The organism is Acinetobacter gyllenbergii (assembly GCF_001682515.1).
In the GTDB taxonomy this organism is placed as follows: domain Bacteria; phylum Pseudomonadota; class Gammaproteobacteria; order Pseudomonadales; family Moraxellaceae; genus Acinetobacter; species Acinetobacter gyllenbergii.
In genome coordinates this window covers 138,471-155,895 of the sequence record NZ_KV575269.1, presented here as the reverse complement: position 1 = coordinate 155,895, position 17,425 = coordinate 138,471, and the positions used below count along the sequence as shown (strand labels likewise).

General features: G+C 41.0%; 22 protein-coding genes. 10 read left to right on the top strand and 12 right to left on the bottom strand.

What is annotated here, in order from left to right:
- Positions 1-6: 6 nt before the first annotated feature.
- The 10 genes from NG55_RS17875 to NG55_RS17830 form a co-directional block, all read right to left on the bottom strand.
- Positions 7-786: an AraC family transcriptional regulator gene (locus tag NG55_RS17875; protein ID WP_065343995.1), complete on the bottom strand. Its 780-nt coding sequence runs from the start codon at positions 784-786 to the stop codon at positions 7-9.
- A gap of 194 nt (positions 787-980) precedes the next feature.
- The gene (locus NG55_RS17870; RefSeq protein WP_065343994.1) at positions 981-1,910 is read right to left on the bottom strand and encodes a lipase secretion chaperone; all 930 of its coding nucleotides are present in this window, start codon (positions 1,908-1,910) and stop codon (positions 981-983) included.
- A 12-nt stretch (positions 1,911-1,922) separates the two neighbouring features.
- Entirely contained in the window at positions 1,923-3,266 is a 1,344-nt protein-coding gene (locus NG55_RS17865) for a sphingomyelin phosphodiesterase (RefSeq protein WP_065343993.1), read from the bottom strand.
- 360 nt (positions 3,267-3,626) lie between these two features.
- Positions 3,627-4,046: a roadblock/LC7 domain-containing protein gene (locus NG55_RS17860; protein ID WP_004652554.1), complete on the bottom strand. Its 420-nt coding sequence runs from the start codon at positions 4,044-4,046 to the stop codon at positions 3,627-3,629.
- A gap of 22 nt (positions 4,047-4,068) precedes the next feature.
- Positions 4,069-4,611: a GTP-binding protein gene (locus NG55_RS17855; protein WP_016540735.1), complete on the bottom strand. Its 543-nt coding sequence runs from the start codon at positions 4,609-4,611 to the stop codon at positions 4,069-4,071.
- A gap of 8 nt (positions 4,612-4,619) precedes the next feature.
- The gene (locus NG55_RS17850; protein ID WP_016540734.1) at positions 4,620-5,588 is read right to left on the bottom strand and encodes a hypothetical protein; all 969 of its coding nucleotides are present in this window, start codon (positions 5,586-5,588) and stop codon (positions 4,620-4,622) included.
- Between the two features lie 163 nt (positions 5,589-5,751).
- The gene (locus NG55_RS17845; protein WP_004802620.1) at positions 5,752-6,111 is read right to left on the bottom strand and encodes a roadblock/LC7 domain-containing protein; all 360 of its coding nucleotides are present in this window, start codon (positions 6,109-6,111) and stop codon (positions 5,752-5,754) included.
- Between the two features lie 387 nt (positions 6,112-6,498).
- A complete protein-coding gene (locus tag NG55_RS17840) occupies positions 6,499-7,161 on the bottom strand; it encodes a hypothetical protein (RefSeq protein ID WP_016540733.1) in 663 nt (220 codons plus the stop codon).
- Between the two features lie 15 nt (positions 7,162-7,176).
- Positions 7,177-7,602, bottom strand: coding sequence for a ClpXP protease specificity-enhancing factor (locus NG55_RS17835; RefSeq protein WP_065343992.1), 426 nt, complete (start codon positions 7,600-7,602; stop codon positions 7,177-7,179).
- A 14-nt stretch (positions 7,603-7,616) separates the two neighbouring features.
- Positions 7,617-8,276, bottom strand: a complete 660-nt coding sequence (locus tag NG55_RS17830; RefSeq protein WP_023271334.1) for a glutathione S-transferase N-terminal domain-containing protein — start codon at positions 8,274-8,276, stop codon at positions 7,617-7,619.
- A 127-nt stretch (positions 8,277-8,403) separates the two neighbouring features.
- Here NG55_RS17830 and NG55_RS17825 point away from each other — a divergent pair, with 127 nt between their 5' ends.
- Positions 8,404-8,796 (top strand): hypothetical protein, encoded by a 393-nt coding sequence (locus tag NG55_RS17825; protein ID WP_065343991.1) that lies wholly within the window; start codon positions 8,404-8,406, stop codon positions 8,794-8,796.
- Positions 8,797-8,860: 64 nt separating this feature from the next.
- Here the strand turns inward: NG55_RS17825 and rpsI are convergent, their stop codons facing one another.
- Together rpsI and rplM are read right to left on the bottom strand one after the other, a co-directional pair.
- The gene (gene rpsI, locus NG55_RS17820) at positions 8,861-9,247 is read right to left on the bottom strand and encodes a 30S ribosomal protein S9 (protein WP_004652544.1); all 387 of its coding nucleotides are present in this window, start codon (positions 9,245-9,247) and stop codon (positions 8,861-8,863) included.
- Positions 9,248-9,259: 12 nt separating this feature from the next.
- Complete coding sequence (rplM, locus tag NG55_RS17815; RefSeq protein WP_004802631.1) at positions 9,260-9,688, bottom strand: 50S ribosomal protein L13; 429 nt, start codon at positions 9,686-9,688, stop codon at positions 9,260-9,262.
- Between the two features lie 267 nt (positions 9,689-9,955).
- Here rplM and NG55_RS17810 point away from each other — a divergent pair, with 267 nt between their 5' ends.
- From NG55_RS17810 to iscX, 9 genes are all read left to right on the top strand, one after another.
- Positions 9,956-10,588, top strand: coding sequence for a hypothetical protein (locus NG55_RS17810; RefSeq protein ID WP_016660147.1), 633 nt, complete (start codon positions 9,956-9,958; stop codon positions 10,586-10,588).
- Positions 10,589-10,653: 65 nt separating this feature from the next.
- Positions 10,654-11,007 carry a hypothetical protein gene (locus NG55_RS17805; RefSeq protein WP_065343990.1) on the top strand — a complete coding sequence of 118 codons (354 nt, stop codon included), beginning with the start codon at positions 10,654-10,656 and terminating at the stop codon, positions 11,005-11,007.
- Between the two features lie 219 nt (positions 11,008-11,226).
- Positions 11,227-12,201: a 4-hydroxythreonine-4-phosphate dehydrogenase PdxA gene (gene pdxA / locus NG55_RS17800; RefSeq protein ID WP_065343989.1), complete on the top strand. Its 975-nt coding sequence runs from the start codon at positions 11,227-11,229 to the stop codon at positions 12,199-12,201.
- Positions 12,202-12,237: 36 nt separating this feature from the next.
- Complete coding sequence (locus NG55_RS17795) at positions 12,238-13,107, top strand: pilus assembly protein PilJ (RefSeq protein WP_065343988.1); 870 nt, start codon at positions 12,238-12,240, stop codon at positions 13,105-13,107.
- A gap of 18 nt (positions 13,108-13,125) precedes the next feature.
- Positions 13,126-13,938, top strand: coding sequence for a 16S rRNA (adenine(1518)-N(6)/adenine(1519)-N(6))-dimethyltransferase RsmA (gene rsmA, locus NG55_RS17790; protein ID WP_065343987.1), 813 nt, complete (start codon positions 13,126-13,128; stop codon positions 13,936-13,938).
- Positions 13,938-14,777, top strand: a complete 840-nt coding sequence (locus tag NG55_RS17785) for a symmetrical bis(5'-nucleosyl)-tetraphosphatase (RefSeq protein ID WP_065343986.1) — start codon at positions 13,938-13,940, stop codon at positions 14,775-14,777. Before rsmA ends, NG55_RS17785 begins: the two co-directional genes overlap by 1 nt.
- 476 nt (positions 14,778-15,253) lie before the next feature.
- Positions 15,254-16,525, top strand: a complete 1,272-nt coding sequence (locus NG55_RS17780) for a glycosyltransferase family 4 protein (RefSeq protein WP_065343985.1) — start codon at positions 15,254-15,256, stop codon at positions 16,523-16,525.
- A gap of 38 nt (positions 16,526-16,563) precedes the next feature.
- Entirely contained in the window at positions 16,564-17,115 is a 552-nt protein-coding gene (locus NG55_RS17775; protein WP_065343984.1) for a phosphatase PAP2 family protein, read from the top strand.
- A gap of 96 nt (positions 17,116-17,211) precedes the next feature.
- A complete protein-coding gene (gene iscX, locus NG55_RS17770; protein ID WP_004652532.1) occupies positions 17,212-17,412 on the top strand; it encodes a Fe-S cluster assembly protein IscX in 201 nt (66 codons plus the stop codon).
- Positions 17,413-17,425 lie beyond the last annotated feature (13 nt).

The window sequence follows — 17,425 nt, the reverse complement described above, 5'->3', positions numbered from 1 at the left end:
AGCTATTTATTCAATAAAGAAAATTTTCCCCTGCATATCACTCAGTTCCGATGGGCGCACTCCCAATAACTCGATACAAGTTCGTGTGAAATGCGCTTGATCAGCAAAATTAGCTTGGTGAGCTGTATCCGTTAAGGCGAGTCCTTCTTGCATTTGGGCTAATCCACAGATGAGACGTAACCATTTACGATAACTGCGTAAAGGTAGTCCTGCCTGTTCACGAAACCAGTGCGAAAAGCGACTTTCAGATAAACCTGCAATTTGTGCTAAATATTGACGATCAGGAATGTTGGACTGCAAGATGCCCTGATAAAGCAATTCTAGTATGTGTTCAATCTTCCGTGGATTGCTCTGGGAGGCATGGTTGTTCAGTGGTGTCGTTTTTAAGAAATGGGCTAAGCCATGATTGAGGGGTGTCTTTAGACAAAAGCTTTGTCGTAATTGTTGTTGTAGATCTGTGGATACCTCATATACCTGTGTTGCTCGATGAAGATCTAGATTGAATCGGGTGGTGAGTGCATGATGGGTATCAAGATAGATTGACAGATAGTTGCCTGTTATAAGTTGATGCTTTAGCTTGGCAGGAATGAGTAAAGTCGGTGCTTGATAACGTTGGCCATCAGCAATCACTTGTACAGCTTGATCTGGGTTCAAGGACATGGTGATTTGATGCGCATAGTGGTGGTGAGGGTGATTATTTCCTGATTGTCCAAGAAAAGCGCCAACTCCCAAAGCAATTGCTGCTTGACCAGTCCAACCAGAATTCACATGTTTAATGCTGCTCATGCCACATCATGATCTTGAAGTGATTGAATGGCTTATTTAGCGGGAATGCATGTTGTTTGTCAAATGAGCGAATGGCGAGACTTTTAAAAGTCTCATTTTTGTTTAACGCCGACGCATTGTTTATCTAAATGGTCGGCTGATTTTTATCAGAAATGAGATATAAATTTAAGCTGCTATCCGTTGAGTTCAATGTGTTAAGAGAACATTTTTAGACGCAGACTTTCTAAACGGCTTTGATATTGCTTTTGCCACTCGTCATTTGGCAGTTGTGTTTTTAACGGCTCCATCTCTTGTTGCAACTGCTGCACAGCTTGTTGATATTGGTCGACTTGTTGCTGTTGTTGAACTTCACGTTGTTCTCTTTGCTGAACCTCTTGGCGTTGCTGCTCAGTCAGATAACGTTGTTGTAACATCTGCTTTAAGCGTTGCGTTTCAGCAGGGCTATGTTGCCCTTGATTGATTAAACCGAGCGCTTGTTCATAAAGTCCGATTTTATTTTCTTGTTGAGTTGCATCAGGGTACTGTTTTTGTAGCTGCTCAAATGCTTTTAAACGTTGTTCAGCACTCAGTTTTTGATTCTGTGCCAAATCATTGTAGGCAAACCGATAATCTGCATAGCCTCGTTCTTGCCCAAAACCCAGCATCGCTTCGGCTTGTCCCAAGGTTTGTTCTCTGAGCTTCCATAAGGCATCAAAGCGTTCTTTTGGTGATAACGACGTTGATAACACGGTACTTTGCATGCGTTGTTCATATTGCGGCAGACGTTTTATTAGATTTTCCACCAAATGTGCAAAGTTTTGATCGGGATAATTAGCTAAAGCTTTTGCTAAAGCTGCATTACAGTCGGATACAGGGCAGTTGGCTTTAAAATCATTGAGAAACTCGGTGATATTGCCAGGTTGCTGTTGTAGTATTTTTAATTGTTTTAAAAGTGACTCTTGAAAAACTTCGTCCTTGGTTTTGTTTGGCATGCCTTCATTACTCACCTGTGTTGATGAATCTTGAGATGATGCGGTGGATTTGGCTTGCTGAATTGCAGCGGAAGAGGCAGTGCTCTTCCAAACTACAATCCCAACCAAGACCACGACAACAATAAGCATTGTCAGCAATAGTCTTTTATTCATAACGAATTCCGTTTATGGGCCGTAATTAAATTGCCCCATCACAGGGAAGTGATCTGAAAGATCCCAAGTCATATACAGTGGGTCCGCTGTGGTACGTAAGATACGCACATCGTTACGAGACTGAGTTGGTTGACGGTGGTTATTTGATGCTACCACATAGTCTAGATATTCGACTGTTGCACCCCCTGAACCCGCTGCTCCAGCCAACTTATTCACGCGTGGGTCAAAAGTCGATGCAGTATAACCTGTGCTTGGTGCTGCGGTGGCATTCAGATTGGTCAACATGTCTTGATAATCTTGCGGCCATAACAACTTGTTCACATTAAAATCACCGCCCATCAAGACAGCATCAAAACTTGGAATGTTTTGTTGATTGACTAATTGGCGAATCTGCTTGAACTGAGTTTGGCGCAGTGCACGCGCTGCATCGGTATCAAAAGAAGCGGTATGCGTAGAGGTCACATGATAGGCCTTACCATTCTTAATGATTTCTGCATACAACACACCTTTATCTGCAAAACAATCCGTTCCGGTACAGTCTGGATAAATCAATTGTGTCGTTTTGACGATTGGATAACGGCTCACAATCACCAAACCGCTGTCAAACAAGTTATAGCCAGAACCGACTGGAATATGAGTTTGATATGGGTACTGTTGCGCCAGTTGATTCAGCATGCCAGTACGCGATGAAGCAAAGGCTTCTTGCATCATAATCACATCGTAACCGTTTAAATGATTTGGTAATTCAGCCAAGCGTTCGCTGATTTTACTCGCCACCATCGGGAGGGCATAAATATTATAAGTCAGTACTTTGAGCTCATCGGCACTGGCCGAAACAGGCTCTTGAAGTGTGTTTTGATGAATAGTGTAGTGGAAATCATCATAGCCCCCCGTGTACTCAGCTTTTACCGCTGCTTGTGCAGATAAACCAGCATAAGTTGTGCTAATACGATGTACATCACGATCTGAATACCAAGGTGATGTTGTGGTCGCCGTTTGAATCCCATGTTTAATATTGCTGCCCGACCAAGTCCCCGTCATGGTTTGTTTTAAAGTGACTTGTGAATTGCCACTGCTGAGAACGGTATCAAAGTTATAGGTTTTACCAGATTTGATCCCAGTATAACGGTTGATACGTAACACCCGTTTGGTCTCGTAGGGTGCAAGTTGAGTCGCTTCCTGCGCCCATTGATTGCCTTGTTCTAAGCTTGCCCCAGTTTGATTGACTTGTATTGATACGGTTTGTGGCGTGGTATTGGTCACAAACACGTAGGAATCAGCCAAGGTCTGTTGGGTAGAAAAACCACTGATTAAGAGCGCGACCCCTGCGCCTAGTTTTAAGCTCTTCAGCTTCATCTTTATCTCTCCATAGTGCTTAATAATGTTTGAACAAATACATATTTCATTGTTGAAATTATTCATTTGTGAAAATTTTATGATTGTTATTTGTTCGAAAATCATAATAATGAAAAAATATTGCTAAATCATTTAAATTTCTAGCCATTCATCTGATGTTTTTAAAAACAATGTTTTATTTCATAATTCTGACTTTTATTGGGCTTTATTCGTGCATTTTGACAGTTTTTTAGTGAAATTTAGAAAATGATATGATTCAAAAATGAAAATTGAAAAGTAATCTATTTATTATAGGGGCTATAAATGAACAAAATCTGACAAACCCGTTATGCTTGTCAGATTTTTTGAGATAAAACGGTTTTAAGCTTGGTCAGCGTCGACGATTGCGCTACTGGTTTGTTTTAGACTATAGAGCAGTTGTCCCAGCAATACATCTTTATTGCTTAAAGTCACCATCACCATGGGATGATGCGGAGCAGGGATGGAGGTGAGAATCGCTTTACCATTTTCAGCGTCCAAGGTAATACTTTGACATCCAGTCAGCTGAATTTCATTGAGAAACGCCGTCACCATGGCCAAGATTGAACTACTGACAGCGGCAAGTTTGGTGCTGTTATAAGGGTTCTTCTTGTAAATGGAGGCCAGCTCAAATCCATCTGTTGAGCAGAGCATAATATAATCGACCCCTCGGATATTGGTTAAAATATCATTGGCCTGCGCTTTAGCAAACTGAATCAGCTCTTTCGGCGCTGTACGTTGCTGACTGGGAATACTGAACATAATTCTTCTCTTTATAAAGTAATTAATTTGTTGCTTTTAAATTGACTTCTAATGCTGCTATGAGAGATTCAATCATCAGCAAAATATGTTCTTGTTTGCGAGCATCAATGAAAAATAAAGGGTATTGGTAGTCATTTTGAATTAACCATTCACGATAGATCGTTGTTGGCTGTCCTTTATTTTCATCCACATGGGTAATGCCAATTGAAATGTTTTTAGTATAGTCTTTAAAGGTATCTAGATAGCCCTCTAGTTCTTCGATCGGTACTTTACTGTTGTGATCAACCAGTAAAATAACCCCCAAAGCGCCTTGGCAAATCACAGGCCAAATAAAGTCAAAGCGTGATTGTCCAGGGGTACCATATAAGCCCACTTTGACACCGTCATCTAAAGTAATCTCACCATAATCAATACCTACCGTAGTTTGCATTTTATTATGGGCCTGACTGTCTGTATTGAATGCTTCGGTTGCGAGGACAGGAATTTCTGAAAGCGATTTGATCGCTTCGGTTTTACCTGCGCCCATGCTTCCTGCAAAGACAATTTTATATTGTTGGAGAATCATATCAATCCTTAAAGCCCAAAGCGGCGTCTGATTTTGCCGAAAAATTTATTTAAAAAACCTTGTTGTTCAATTGTTTGTTCAGTCGTTTCGATTCGTAGGTAATGACTTTCTGAAGCAGGGATAATGCCGCCATTGTCAGAAATAATGCAGGCAGCGATAAATTGTTGAACCGTTTGAATAGGAAGTTTTAATTGTGTTGCAACTTGATAGAGTTGGGCTCCTTGTATAAAGCAAGCAGAAAGCAATAAAGTGGTTTTACGGTCAGTGCCTTGAGCTGGCTGTGGCCAATATTCAATTTTGTAGTATTCATTTTCATTTGGGGCTAAACGCTGAAACTCGAGTGAATGCCAAAACAGGTTCCATAACCAATCTTGTAAGTTATATTCAACTTTGCGAGAAACTTTGGTGAAGTTTGAGGTGGTCGCAAATTCATATTTAAAACTATGGTTGGTTTGTGTGTGGGTACGGGTTGGTTCTAGCCATGCAATTTGGCTTCGCGTATCAATAATGGCCAAAGTACCGTGGTCATCAAACAAATGCAGACGGGCATTTTCAGGATTTAACATGTCCGTTAAATATTTTTCATTGATGGCATTATGTGTCGAGGTCGATTCGATCTTGGGTTGTTGTGCCTGTTGATGGGTGATATAGCTTAAAAGGCGAAGATGAATCCAGTTTTTTAATGCATCCGTATGCTGAAAAGGTAAGTAAAGGGTATTGTGTTCTTCGATATGCTGTGAGCCTTCTCCTTTTGCAATTTTTAAGCAGGGAAGTTGTTTTTTTTCTAAAATGCGTTGAATACCTTCGGTTTCAAAGAAATTTTCATTTATTAATAATAAATCGATATTCGGATCGGCAATATTGATCCAGTTAATGCCAAATTCATGAGGTATTGTTTTTCTAAGCTCTATTTTTAACTCATCTGAAACTTTTAAACTTATACCTGAAATTGCGATATTGATGCAATGTCCATTCATAGTATCACTTTAATATTTTATAAAATATTGGACTGCATAAAATTAGTCTAATACTAAAGACTAATAATAGACCGCTTGCATATTTATATTTTCTTATTGTGAATAATAAGAAGATAATAAATATACAAGAAGCCTAATATATTAAGTAATTTGAAACTTAGAATTAAGCAAAATCTAATTCTTTTTCAAATGTTTTTAATTCGTGGCGAGCCATCGCAAGGTTAGATTTACTGCGATCGAGTACGAGATAGAGGAACAGGTTGCCATTGCTTTCTAGAGGACGGATTAAGTGATATGCCTTGCCCAGTGTGATCAGAATATCTTCAATGTCATCGTTAAGTTTCAGTGAGTTAGCTACACGGCGTTTTGCTCGAATAACTTCGGTATTACCCGCAGCTGCCAGTTCTAAGTCGATTGAGCCCCCACCTTGGGTCGCTAGCGCCAAGCCACTTTCTGTATCTACTAATGCTGCTGCAACGAACCCATCAATATTTGTTAAGCTTTCTAATGAAATTTTAGCCATGATTTTATCTCTACTAATACATCTTTGTTTATGAATTTATATTCGCCACTTCTGTTTTTGATTAGTTTTCAAAAGTAGTTAATCTCATTATAGGAAACTCTTTTATTAAATCAATCATACTTTAAAATAATTGAATTGACTGATTTGCTAGTAATTGACAATTTTTGTCAAACAAACAAATAAAAATACTAATTAAGGATTGGATTTTATTTTTAATGTGATTTTATTCACATTAATATTGGGTTTTAAGAGTTGGCTTTGATTGTAAATAAATGTAAATTATTTTTTATTAATATGGGTAAATTCATATTTTAAATAAAATTAAGGCAATAATAAGTCTATGATAAAGAAAGTAATCATACTTTCTTTATCATTTAAACAATGAGATTAAACCGAAACTAATTGGCAATATGAACAATACAAAAAGATCAGAATGACCAATGCCACGATTGGTGAAACGATATAGGCCCATGCAGGAGTTTCTGGCGTTTCTACCTCAGCAACAGGTGTATGGTCAGGCGTAATCGGTTGTGCTTGATGGACCATTTGATTGAATTCTTGCATGGTTGCTTCGAGTGATACTTCTTGTTGAATAACTGGCTTTGAACCGAGTAACTCGGGCAACTGATTGGTCGACCAGACCCAGTCTTCCGCCTGTCCAGACAAATGTTCGATTTGGCCCAATAACAGTTCTGTCAGTCCGGTTTGACCAAAACTACCTGTTTGGTCAAGCTGCTTAAGCTCGGTCAGTTGCAAAGTAAGGACATCTGAAAGGTTGTTCTCCAATTCAGCGCTTTTAAGGGCTGACTGATTATGAGCTGAAGTGGTGAGATGGCGAGCAATTTCTTGAATATATAGCGGATCAGCTGTTTGAACTTCTTGATACAGTTTCTGTGGATTCTGCTTCCATAGACTAATCAGTTGCCCAAGGGCCAATACGTTGACTTCATTTATAAACGCTTGTTTTTCTTTAGGAGAATATTGACCAAAAAGTTGTGGTTTTTGAATTTTAATTTGTTCAGCAAAATATTGAACTAAGTCAAATGCCATCGTGCCTATCCTCGCTTAATCTAAAATTCTTAGTGAAGGTTTCTTTTTCGTTGTCTCAGTTTCTTGCTTTGTTTCTTCAACCGATGTTACAGCCATTTCTTCAATCTCGGCATATTCAGAAGGATCGAAAAATAGGCCTTGACCATTTTCTCTGGCATAAATCCCCAGTACGGCACGAATCGGCACATAAATTTCTTTTGCGACACCACCAAAGCGTGCAGAGAAGGTAATGGCTTCATTACTCATGTGCAGTTGATGAATGGCATGTGGAGCAAGGTTTAAAACAATTTGACCATCTTTCACAAATTGCAGTGGTACATCAGTATGCGGTTGTGTCGCATCCACTAATAAATAAGGGGTGAGCTGGTTATCGCAAATCCATTCATAAATGGCACGAGCAAGATATGGGCGTGTAGGCGTAAAAGTTATTTGCTCAGACATAATTGAAAAACTTATTAAATCGTAGAAATCAAATCATTGTAGCTGTTTTTTTCTTGAGCTGTCATTGATTTAATGAACGATGGTCGGCTAAAGATACGATGACAATACAAGAATATAGGTCGACAGTGCTGTGCAGGGAGTTCAACCCCCATACTTTTGAGCCGTATAAAGAGCGGGGCTAGCATACAATCAAGAATTGAAAATGTTTCCGACATAAAATAAGGGAAATGTTGAAACAGAGGGGTGAGTGAAATCAAAGTATCTCTCAGTTCTTTCTGTGCTTTCTGTTTTTGTTTTGGGTCTAAACTATCGACATGTCTCAGCATATGGTCAGCGAGTTGGAACCAGTCTTGTTCAAAGCGCCAGATATATTGACGTTGTTCTGCACGCGCCATCGGAGCATCAGCATAGAGTTTATTCTGGCGATAGCGGTCATCTAAATATTCAGCAATGACATTGGCAGAAAACAGTTTTAGATTCTGCTCAATTAACATCGGAAGTTGATTATAGGGATTAAGATCAGCCAAATCCTCATCCTCATGATCAGTAATAATCAGTTGGTATTTGATTTGTTTTTCAGCGAGTAAAAAACGAATCCAATGGGAACGGAAATCATCTGCATGGCTATAAAGCGTAATGCCTTGGACGGGGGTTGGGGGATTTTCTAGAGACATAAGTCCAAAAAATTATGGTTGACTGTTTAGAATACTAAAATTAACGTTGGAAATCACTTAAAGCTGAACAATATGCTTGTTACAGAATAGATTTATGATTCAATTAGTTCAAAGAGAGAAGAAGGGAATGGAACGATATTACTTTACTGTGCTGTGTAGCGCGTTATTGCTCGGTGGTTGTGCAAGCTCAGTGCCCAAGCCAGCAAGTGTTGTATCATCAGAAGAAAGTGGAGCAGCTACAGATGTCGCGATTGCTGCGGCTGTTGATCAGGATGACTCACAATATGGTGGAATAAAACAACAGTATGTGGTCAAAGGTTGTAAAGTGACGATTTATAACGATGGGCCAATCCAAATGGTGAATGAAAAAACTGACCAACCCTGTAATGCACCGATTCCTAAAGATCATCAGTTTTCGAAAAGCACTAAAACCTATCAGCAGAATGGCTGTACGATCACGGAATTTGCTGCTGCCGATGGGATGGGTGATGCCATGATGGATTGTTCTAAAAAGAATTAACGAAAAGTAAGCTATAAAAAAACCTCGGATAAATCCGAGGTTTTTTGTCCAATTCGTAAAACGATTAACGTTTAGAGAATTGAGGACGTTTACGAGCTTTACGTAAACCAAGTTTCTTACGTTCAACTTCACGAGCATCACGTGTAACGAAACCAGCTTGACGAAGAGCAGGTTTTAAAGTTTCGTCAGAAGCGATCAATGCACGAGTAATACCGTGACGGATAGCGCCTGCTTGACCACCAATACCACCACCTTTAACAGTGATGTAAAGGTCAAATTTTTCAGTAACTTCTAAAAGCTCTAAAGGCTGACGCACAACCATACGAGCAGTTTCACGACCGAAATATTGCTCAAGCGTACGGTTGTTAATTACGAGTTTACCTGTACCAGCTGATAAGAAAACACGTGCAGTTGCGGTCTTACGGCGACCTGTACCATAATTAGTAGCCATGTGCTGTATCCCTTAGATGTCCAAAACTTGTGGCTGTTGAGCAGTATGAGGATGCTCAGTACCAGCGTACACTTTCATTTTTTTGATCATTGCATAACCAAGAGGACCTTTTGGTAACATACCTTTAACAGCTTTTTCTAAAACTGCTTCAGGTTTGTGAGCAATTAACTTCTCGAAGTTAGTCTCACGGATACCACCAGGGAAACCAGTATGGCGATAATATTTCTTATCAAGCGCTTTTTTACCAGTCACTTGAACGTGTTCAGCATTGATCACAACGATGTAGTCACCAGTGTCAACGTGAGGAGTATAAGAAGTCTTGTGCTTACCGCGTAAACGACGAGCGATTTCAGTCGCAAGGCGACCTAAAGTTTTGCCAGAAGCATCAACAACATACCAGTCGTGTTGAACTTCAGCTGGCTTAGCGCTGAGAGTTTTCATTTAAACCACTACCTATTATAGTTGGTTTGGACGGTGAAATCTGTCCAAACAAAAGGAGACCGAATTCTACACGGTTTTATAAAAGCACACAAGAAAAATTAGCCTGAGACGCCAGAATTTGCTGCAATGTGACCGATTTGGGAACTAAGGCGCCCTTTATTGATGGCAACATTATTTGCCTTGTGAGAGCGTTTGATTTGTCCTATTATTTTTCTAGCAAATGTTTGAAATAAATAGAAGTATTAAGCTTTTCTGCTGGGGAATTTGATGCGGTTGTCGTTTTCTACAAAAATTGTTGTCGTCACCTTATTGATCGGCGTTTGTTCAACACAAACTAATGCACGACGACTTTACAAATGGGTAGATCAGACCAGTGTGACCAACTATTCTGAATTTCAACCCAAAGAGGGAACCAGTCGTAAACTTGAGGTGCTGGAAAGTCGAGGCAATGACCATGTAGACCCAGCGATGGCTGTCACTACAGAAATGAAAGCGATTGAAATTCCTGTTGACCAAATGAATCTGCAAGGACAAAGCTCAAATACAGCGGCGCAAGTGGTTCAACCTGCAACCGCACAGACCGTGGTCAAGCAAGGGTCAATCGCAGCGCCATATATACGCCCAGTCAATACAGTGGTTGCGCCAACGACTGTAGAGAAGAAAGAACCTCAACAGTCACAAGCAGCGACCACCGTTGAAAAGAAAGAAGTTGTTAATAATCCATTGGCAGATAAAGCTGCCAGTGCTGTTGTGGTTACTGAGAAAAAAGAAGAAGCAGTGGTGGTACAGGCTGAGAAAAAAGTACAGCCCAAGATCAATCCATGGACACGTAAGGTTGAGTTCGTACCTTCTAATCTTGTTCCGCAAAACCTGTCTAAAGCACCGCCAACTGAGCGCTGAGGTATCTGCTTGATTGGGCGGGTAAAATAATGTTTTATGAGCGTGAATCCAAATAAAGAAGAGTCATGATATTGCGCGTTAAACAGTTTTTTTGGGGCTGTCTATTCGGTTTTGTAGCAACCTATGTGGTGCTGGTGACCTCGTTCTGTAGTTATTACGGTTTCAGTGGTATGGTTGGTGTGGCTTTAGTGAGTATGTTCATGCATTTCACTCCTTTTCCATATCTGCTTTATTTCGCAGGTGGACTGATTTTTTTATTCATCCCGGCACAGCGTTTTCCCCATATTCATCGTCAGCTGTGGAAATGGCTTTTTATTGCCATTGTTGTGGCGGTGTTTTTAATTTTCTTTTCAGAAATTGCCCATCAGCTCGGCTGGTTAAATGCCGAGTTTCATCTGCCACGAAAAGCTGAAGACTAGATTCCTGACTGGAAACATTGCGAAGTTTATATAACCTTAAGTTAGGCACTTTTCCGACAGGATTTTACGAATTTACAATGCAGTGCGATGACATTTTCTTTTGCATTGGTTCAAGAGCATAGACAGGGATGGCGTTTAAACTATATTTATAAAAATGTAGGCTATACTGTATTTCGATTTTGGTTACACTAGAGCGAATCAAAAAGATTGGCGATACCTATGCTCCCTTTATATGTCACTTCAGGCGAACCTGCAGGAATTGGCCCAGACATCTGCCTGAGTTTGGCAGCGCGTATCGATGAACGCCCTGTGGTTGTGCTTGCCGATATGCAGATGTTGCAGCAACGCGCCAATCTTTTAGGTATTGATGTTGAACTGATTGCTTATCAAGGACAGACTGAATCTAGTTTGCAGGGACAACTTTTTGTTGAGCATGTGCCTTTATCCAACACAGTTGTTTTAGGGCAACTAGATTCAGCCAATGCCGCTTATGTGTTGGAACAATTACGTCGTTCAGCCAATTATGCTATGTCAGGCCAGAGTGTGGGTGTGGCTACAGCGCCTGTACAGAAATCAATTATCAATGACGCAGGCATCGCATTTAGCGGACATACCGAATATTACCAAGAGTCCGCAGGTGTGGATCGTGTGGTAATGATGCTGGCAACGAAAACATTAAGGGTTGCCTTAGCGACGACACACTTACCCTTGCGGGATGTGCCTGATGCCATTACTAAAGATCGTTTGCAGCAAGTGATTGATATCCTCATTCACGACTTGAAAAGCAAATTTAAAATCATTGCCCCTCGTATTTTAGTCTGTGGTCTGAATCCGCATGCAGGTGAGGATGGTTATTTAGGTCGAGAAGAAATCGAAGTCATTAATCCTGTGCTGGAAAGTTATCGCACACAGGGGATTAACATGAGTCTCAGTTTACCTGCGGATACCTTGTTTACCCCAGAAAATCTAAAAGATGCCGATGCAGTTTTAGCGATGTATCACGATCAAGGTCTACCTGTGTTAAAATCACAAGGCTTTGGTGAAGCCGTTAACATTACATTAGGCTTGCCCTTTATTCGAACTTCGGTCGATCATGGTACAGCACTTTCTCTTGCAGGCACTGGACAGGCAAAAGCATCAAGCTTGCATGTCGCAGTGGATTTAGCCTTATCTATGGCCTATACATCGATATAACTGATGAATTAAAAAAGAACATAATTGAGTGTTGATATGAGTTTTGCTTTGGAGCAGATGAAACACATCCGCTTTACTGGTGTGCAATGGCTTTGCATGAGTCGGATCACTAAATTTGCTATGATGCTGGCGGCATTTATGTTGTCAGCCTGTTCATCTACTCGGGTTGAACATAGTCTTTGCGACTTAAAGATTCTATCATTGCAAATTCCACGACAATCGGCAGATGTTGTCGTCTATGCCAGCCCAACAGGCGTAGAGAGCCTAAAACGGAGTCAGGAGAAATTTAATCTGGCTTTGGATGCTATGAACGCAAAATATCCGAATCATAACGGTATGAATAAAATTCTCAAGGATGCGAGTACAATCAATGCTAATATTGATTTGCTTGTGAAGCATCAAGACCAGATTGAAGCCTTACAAAATTTCGATTTATACCTACAGGAAAATATTCCTGAAATTCAGGCTGAATATAATCTGCTGACCGATCATCTAACGCGATTAAACTATCCGTCATCTCAAGTCATTATCGCAAAAAACCAAGTTTTTGTAGCTGAGCGTATTCTTCGCTCAATGCATAAAGTAACTCTGGGGGATAAGCATCTTGTTGAGAATATAGATGATTTTTTTGCTGATCTGGAAACATTTAATCTTTACCTAGAAGCACAGCTCAAAGGGAATCCTGAATTAGGTGTGAAGCGTGTTAAAGATGTGGAAGGGCGTGAGAGTTTGTTGTCAATTCAAGAGAGTACTCAGGAAATCTTGGCATCTAGAGAGCTTAATCTACTGAGTAAACGAGAATTTCTTTCCATGGTCTATCAAGCTGCTAGAGAAAATTTGACCAAGTCAGATGAACTTTTTAATGGTCTGAATGAATTAATGCTTAATACGCAATCAGGGCAATAAATTTATGTGGAGAATTTTATGTATCAAATTAATGCCCTAAACCCTAAAGATGAAGGGCATCAGGCTCGAAAACGTTTTGGTCAAAACTTCTTACATGATCAACGTGTGATTGCTAAAATTGTACGCTCAGTGAATCCGCGTGCGGGCGAAAATATTGTCGAAATCGGACCAGGTTTGGCGGCATTGACTTCACCTTTAATTGGCGAGTGTGATGCGTTGACCGTGGTTGAGCTAGATCGCGATTTGGCTGCTGGTTTACCGGGTCGTGTGCCGCATCCTGAACGTTTGACCATTATTGAAGCTGATGCTTTAAAATACGACTTCACTCAGTTGTTCCAAGAAGGTCGCCCACTTCGTGTGGTGGGGAACTTACCCTATAATATTTCAACGCCTTTGTTATTCCACCTCTTGGAGTTTGGTGACAAAGTGAAAGACATGCACTTCATGTTGCAAAAGGAAGTGGTTGATCGTATTACGGCAACACCAAACACCAAAGAATATGGTCGTTTATCGGTGATGATCCAGTATTACTGTAAGCCTACTTTCTTGTTTGAAGTGCCACCAGGCTCATTTAATCCGCCACCAAAAGTGACGTCAGCGGTTTTCCGTTTAGAACCCTACGACACTAAACCGATTGTGGCAAAAAATGAGAAAGCATTGGCGCGTTTAGTGGGGCATGTGTTTACCCAACGTCGTAAGACCTTACGTAATAGCTTAAAAGGCATGTTGGTTGAAGATGGCTTTGAGAAAGCAGGTGTAGATCCAATGGCACGTCCAGAAACGCTGAACTTGGCTGATTTTGTTGCGCTTTCTGATCAGATGGTGGCTTGATGTCTAAGCGCTATAACTACGTTATTGGTGATGTACAAGGCTGTTTCGAAGCACTGAAAGTATTGCTCAAAGAAATCCGTTTTGATCCAGACCAAGACTTTTTATGGTTTGCGGGTGATCTGGTTGCACGTGGTGAAAACTCGGTCGGCGCATTACGCTTTATTAAAAAGCTGGCTGATCGTGGCGCTGCAGCAACTGTACTGGGTAATCATGACTTGACTTTGATTGCTTGTGCACGCGGGTTTAAAAAGGCCAAAGACAAAGATCATACTCAAGAAGTAATTGATGCGATTGATGGTGATGAGCTGATTGATTGGTTGCGTAAACAGCCATTGAGCTTATCTCCGAATGCACAGACCTTGATTACTCATGCAGGTGTACCTTGTATCTGGAATGCCGAAAAAACGGTGACATTGGCACAAGAAGTCCAGCAGGTAGTGGGTCATGATGATCTCTCGGTTTTGGATGGCTTTCTTGCCGAGATGTATGGTTCGCAACCTGATCTATGGTCAGATGAGCTGACGGGTATGGCTCGCTTACGCTGTATTACCAATTATCTGACCCGTATGCGTTTAACTGACGCAGCAGGCCGTTTAGAATTTGATTTTAAAGATGCTTTAGATGCACCGATGCCTGAGAGTTTTCAGCCATGGTTTGAGTTTGAAAGTCAGGCAGCACAAAGTCATCAATTGATTTTCGGACATTGGGCAGCTTTGCAGGGCAAGACCATTAGCGCCCAAATTCAAAATGTCGATGGTGGCTGTGTTTGGGGGCAGCAATTGATGGCATTTCGTTTGGAAGATCAACACATGTTTGCGGTAGACAATCCTTTGGCTTGAATAAGAGCAATTTAAGTTTGATCTAAATATTTTTATCTAGAGTTTGTTGGAAAAAATTATCTTAACGGAGTCTTGATAAATTCTCATCGGATTACAGAATCAGCCTGCGGCTCGCCCTACTTTTCTTTTGGGAAAAGTAGGCAAAACCTGAGGGGCGAGTAGCAAAGATTAATAATCTTTGCCGTACCGTAAGATGAAAGCTATGCTTGAGTCCTAAACTACGCACTTCGTTGATATTGCGCTAAGGCAAAGCTTAATCGCTTTGGCTTGCTCAGGTTGCTGATGACGTTTCCGAGTATCATGTTTCTGATCAAACTTAGGTTAAGTATTTATTGTGTTGTGTGCAAATACCCAGTTTCAGACTGGGCATTTTTTATTTTAAGACTGTCAAAAAACTGTCATAGACTGATCATTAAAGTGTCAAATAATGTTTTTAAGCTGAAAGCATGAAAATAACGACACAAATGGATGGCGATATGCAAAGTACATACGCGACATCTCTATTCAAGCAAGAGTTTCCTGAAAATTTTAAATTTTACTTTAAAAGGAAACAACTTAAAAATAAACAAGATGAATTGTCTGAGCTTCGTGATCTTGTTCGTCCTCGTCTCCGAATCGCCATTGTAACCGAAACATGGCCACCAGAAATCAATGGCGTAGCGCTGTCGATGATGCAGTTGTGCCAAGGTCTACAACGACTTGGACATAAGATTCTATTGGTACGACCAACCCAAAAAGCAGTCTGTACCGAATTTCATCCCGAACAAGAATGTTTGGTCATGTCACAACCGATTCCGAAATACCCAAGTATTCAGTTCGGTTGGCCGCAATATATTAAAGTGTCTAAAGCTTTTGAAAAATTTGCGCCAGATGTGGTGCATATTGTGACTGAAGGGCCTTTGGGTTTAACCGCCTTACAAGCAGCGAAATCAAGAAAAATCGCAGTTTCCAGTGGTTTTCATTCTGCCTTTCATGACTTTAGCCGCTTCTTTGACTTGGCTTTCTTGGTTAAGCCGATTCAGCGCTATTTAACGTGGTTTCATAACAGTACCGATGTGACCTGTGTGCCAAGTCAATATACCGAACAAGCTTTACGTGGCTTCGGTGTGACTTGCCCATTGGTGGTAGTTGGACGCGGTGTAGATACTGAAAAATTTTCACCTAAGCATCGTTCACAACAGCTCCGCCAACAATGGGGTGTTGATGCCGATACTCGTGTGATGCTGTATGTCGGGCGCTTATCACCTGAAAAAGAAGTCGACGTGCTGATCAAGAGCTTTCACGCATTACAGGCCCAACAAGGCAAAAATAGCAAATTTGTGATTGTCGGTGATGGCCCAGATCGTGCCCGTCTGGGCAAGATGGCACAATCAGATGACATTATTTTCATGGGCAGTCTGAGTGGTCGTGAACTCTCAGCCGCGTATGCCAGTGCTGATGTATTTGCCTTTGCCAGCCAAGCCGATACGTTTGGAAATGTGGTCTTAGAAGCAATTGCCAGCGGCTTAGCGGTGGTGGCTTATGATTATGTCTGCGCCCATCAGCATGTACAACCGAATGTCACTGGTTGGTTGAGTCCATTGGGACAAACAGATCATCTCATTCAATCGATTTGCCAATTACCTGCCTTGCCGCAATTACGACAAATGGGCTTATTGGCCAGTGAAAGTGTGCAGCAAAGTAGCTGGCAGTTCCCCGTACAACAATTAGAACAAGCATTGTATCAAGTCGTGAGGAGTCTCCCATGACCGCGACTTAAGCTACTCTCAAAAAGAGGAGAAATCGTATGAATCTTCAAAATGCAAAAATAAAAATACTCGATTTAGATTTAAAGGGCTGTGTTTACCTCAATCATCTGTCTCAGTCACAACGAATCGCTTTATTTTTTAAAACGATCAGTCGTTTGGGGGATGGGCCATTTTGGTATGTGATGTTGTTGTCTGTATGGGCAATGCAAGGTCTGGCATACGGGCTGCAAATATTGTATGTGATTGCGGCAGGCTCTGTCGGAACCTTGATCTATAAGTTTTTGAAAAACAAAACCACACGACCGAGACCGTATCAAGTACATCAGGTGATTGTCTTGGGCGAGCGACCGTTGGATCACTTTAGCTTTCCATCAGGTCATACTTTACATGCGGTCATGGTGACGATCACATTGGGCTATATTCAACCCTTATTATTGTTGTTGATGCTGCCATTTACGATTTTGGTTGCCTTGTCTCGCATGGTGCTTGGTCTGCATTATCCAAGTGATGTGATTGTGGGGGCGGTGATAGGTGCATCGGTTGCCAGTGGCATTATCTTATTGGCTCCAACGGCCAATATCGCTTTATAAGGTGTTTTATCTTGAATTTAGTGACAGAACACTATCTCTTAATTTGTATGATTTGTTAAAGTACGCTCAATTACACTCATTTATTTAGGTTGTCATATGGGCTTACGTTGGACAGATACGATTGATATTGCGATTGAACTCACCGAAGCACACCCAGATGTAGATCCACAATGGATTCGTTTTACCGATTTACATGCATGGGTATGTGCTTTGCCTGACTTTAGTGATGACCCCAATAAGTCAACTGAAGGTTTGCTTGAAGCCATTCAAATGGCATGGCTAGATGAAGTTCGTTAAAAATTCGTCAGAA

Coding starts and splice junctions, on each gene's coding strand:
- NG55_RS17875 (WP_065343995.1), bottom strand. CDS start 786: ATGAGCAGCATTAAACATGTGAATTCTGGTTGGACTGGTCAAGCAGCA.
- NG55_RS17870 (WP_065343994.1), bottom strand. CDS start 1,910: ATGAATAAAAGACTATTGCTGACAATGCTTATTGTTGTCGTGGTCTTG.
- NG55_RS17865 (WP_065343993.1), bottom strand. CDS start 3,266: ATGAAGCTGAAGAGCTTAAAACTAGGCGCAGGGGTCGCGCTCTTAATC.
- NG55_RS17860 (WP_004652554.1), bottom strand. CDS start 4,046: ATGTTCAGTATTCCCAGTCAGCAACGTACAGCGCCGAAAGAGCTGATT.
- NG55_RS17855 (WP_016540735.1), bottom strand. CDS start 4,611: ATGATTCTCCAACAATATAAAATTGTCTTTGCAGGAAGCATGGGCGCA.
- NG55_RS17850 (WP_016540734.1), bottom strand. CDS start 5,588: ATGAATGGACATTGCATCAATATCGCAATTTCAGGTATAAGTTTAAAA.
- NG55_RS17845 (WP_004802620.1), bottom strand. CDS start 6,111: ATGGCTAAAATTTCATTAGAAAGCTTAACAAATATTGATGGGTTCGTT.
- NG55_RS17840 (WP_016540733.1), bottom strand. CDS start 7,161: ATGGCATTTGACTTAGTTCAATATTTTGCTGAACAAATTAAAATTCAA.
- NG55_RS17835 (WP_065343992.1), bottom strand. CDS start 7,602: ATGTCTGAGCAAATAACTTTTACGCCTACACGCCCATATCTTGCTCGT.
- NG55_RS17830 (WP_023271334.1), bottom strand. CDS start 8,276: ATGTCTCTAGAAAATCCCCCAACCCCCGTCCAAGGCATTACGCTTTAT.
- NG55_RS17825 (WP_065343991.1), top strand. CDS start 8,404: ATGGAACGATATTACTTTACTGTGCTGTGTAGCGCGTTATTGCTCGGT.
- rpsI (WP_004652544.1), bottom strand. CDS start 9,247: ATGGCTACTAATTATGGTACAGGTCGCCGTAAGACCGCAACTGCACGT.
- rplM (WP_004802631.1), bottom strand. CDS start 9,688: ATGAAAACTCTCAGCGCTAAGCCAGCTGAAGTTCAACACGACTGGTAT.
- NG55_RS17810 (WP_016660147.1), top strand. CDS start 9,956: ATGCGGTTGTCGTTTTCTACAAAAATTGTTGTCGTCACCTTATTGATC.
- NG55_RS17805 (WP_065343990.1), top strand. CDS start 10,654: ATGATATTGCGCGTTAAACAGTTTTTTTGGGGCTGTCTATTCGGTTTT.
- pdxA (WP_065343989.1), top strand. CDS start 11,227: ATGCTCCCTTTATATGTCACTTCAGGCGAACCTGCAGGAATTGGCCCA.
- NG55_RS17795 (WP_065343988.1), top strand. CDS start 12,238: ATGAGTTTTGCTTTGGAGCAGATGAAACACATCCGCTTTACTGGTGTG.
- rsmA (WP_065343987.1), top strand. CDS start 13,126: ATGTATCAAATTAATGCCCTAAACCCTAAAGATGAAGGGCATCAGGCT.
- NG55_RS17785 (WP_065343986.1), top strand. CDS start 13,938: ATGTCTAAGCGCTATAACTACGTTATTGGTGATGTACAAGGCTGTTTC.
- NG55_RS17780 (WP_065343985.1), top strand. CDS start 15,254: ATGCAAAGTACATACGCGACATCTCTATTCAAGCAAGAGTTTCCTGAA.
- NG55_RS17775 (WP_065343984.1), top strand. CDS start 16,564: ATGAATCTTCAAAATGCAAAAATAAAAATACTCGATTTAGATTTAAAG.
- iscX (WP_004652532.1), top strand. CDS start 17,212: ATGGGCTTACGTTGGACAGATACGATTGATATTGCGATTGAACTCACC.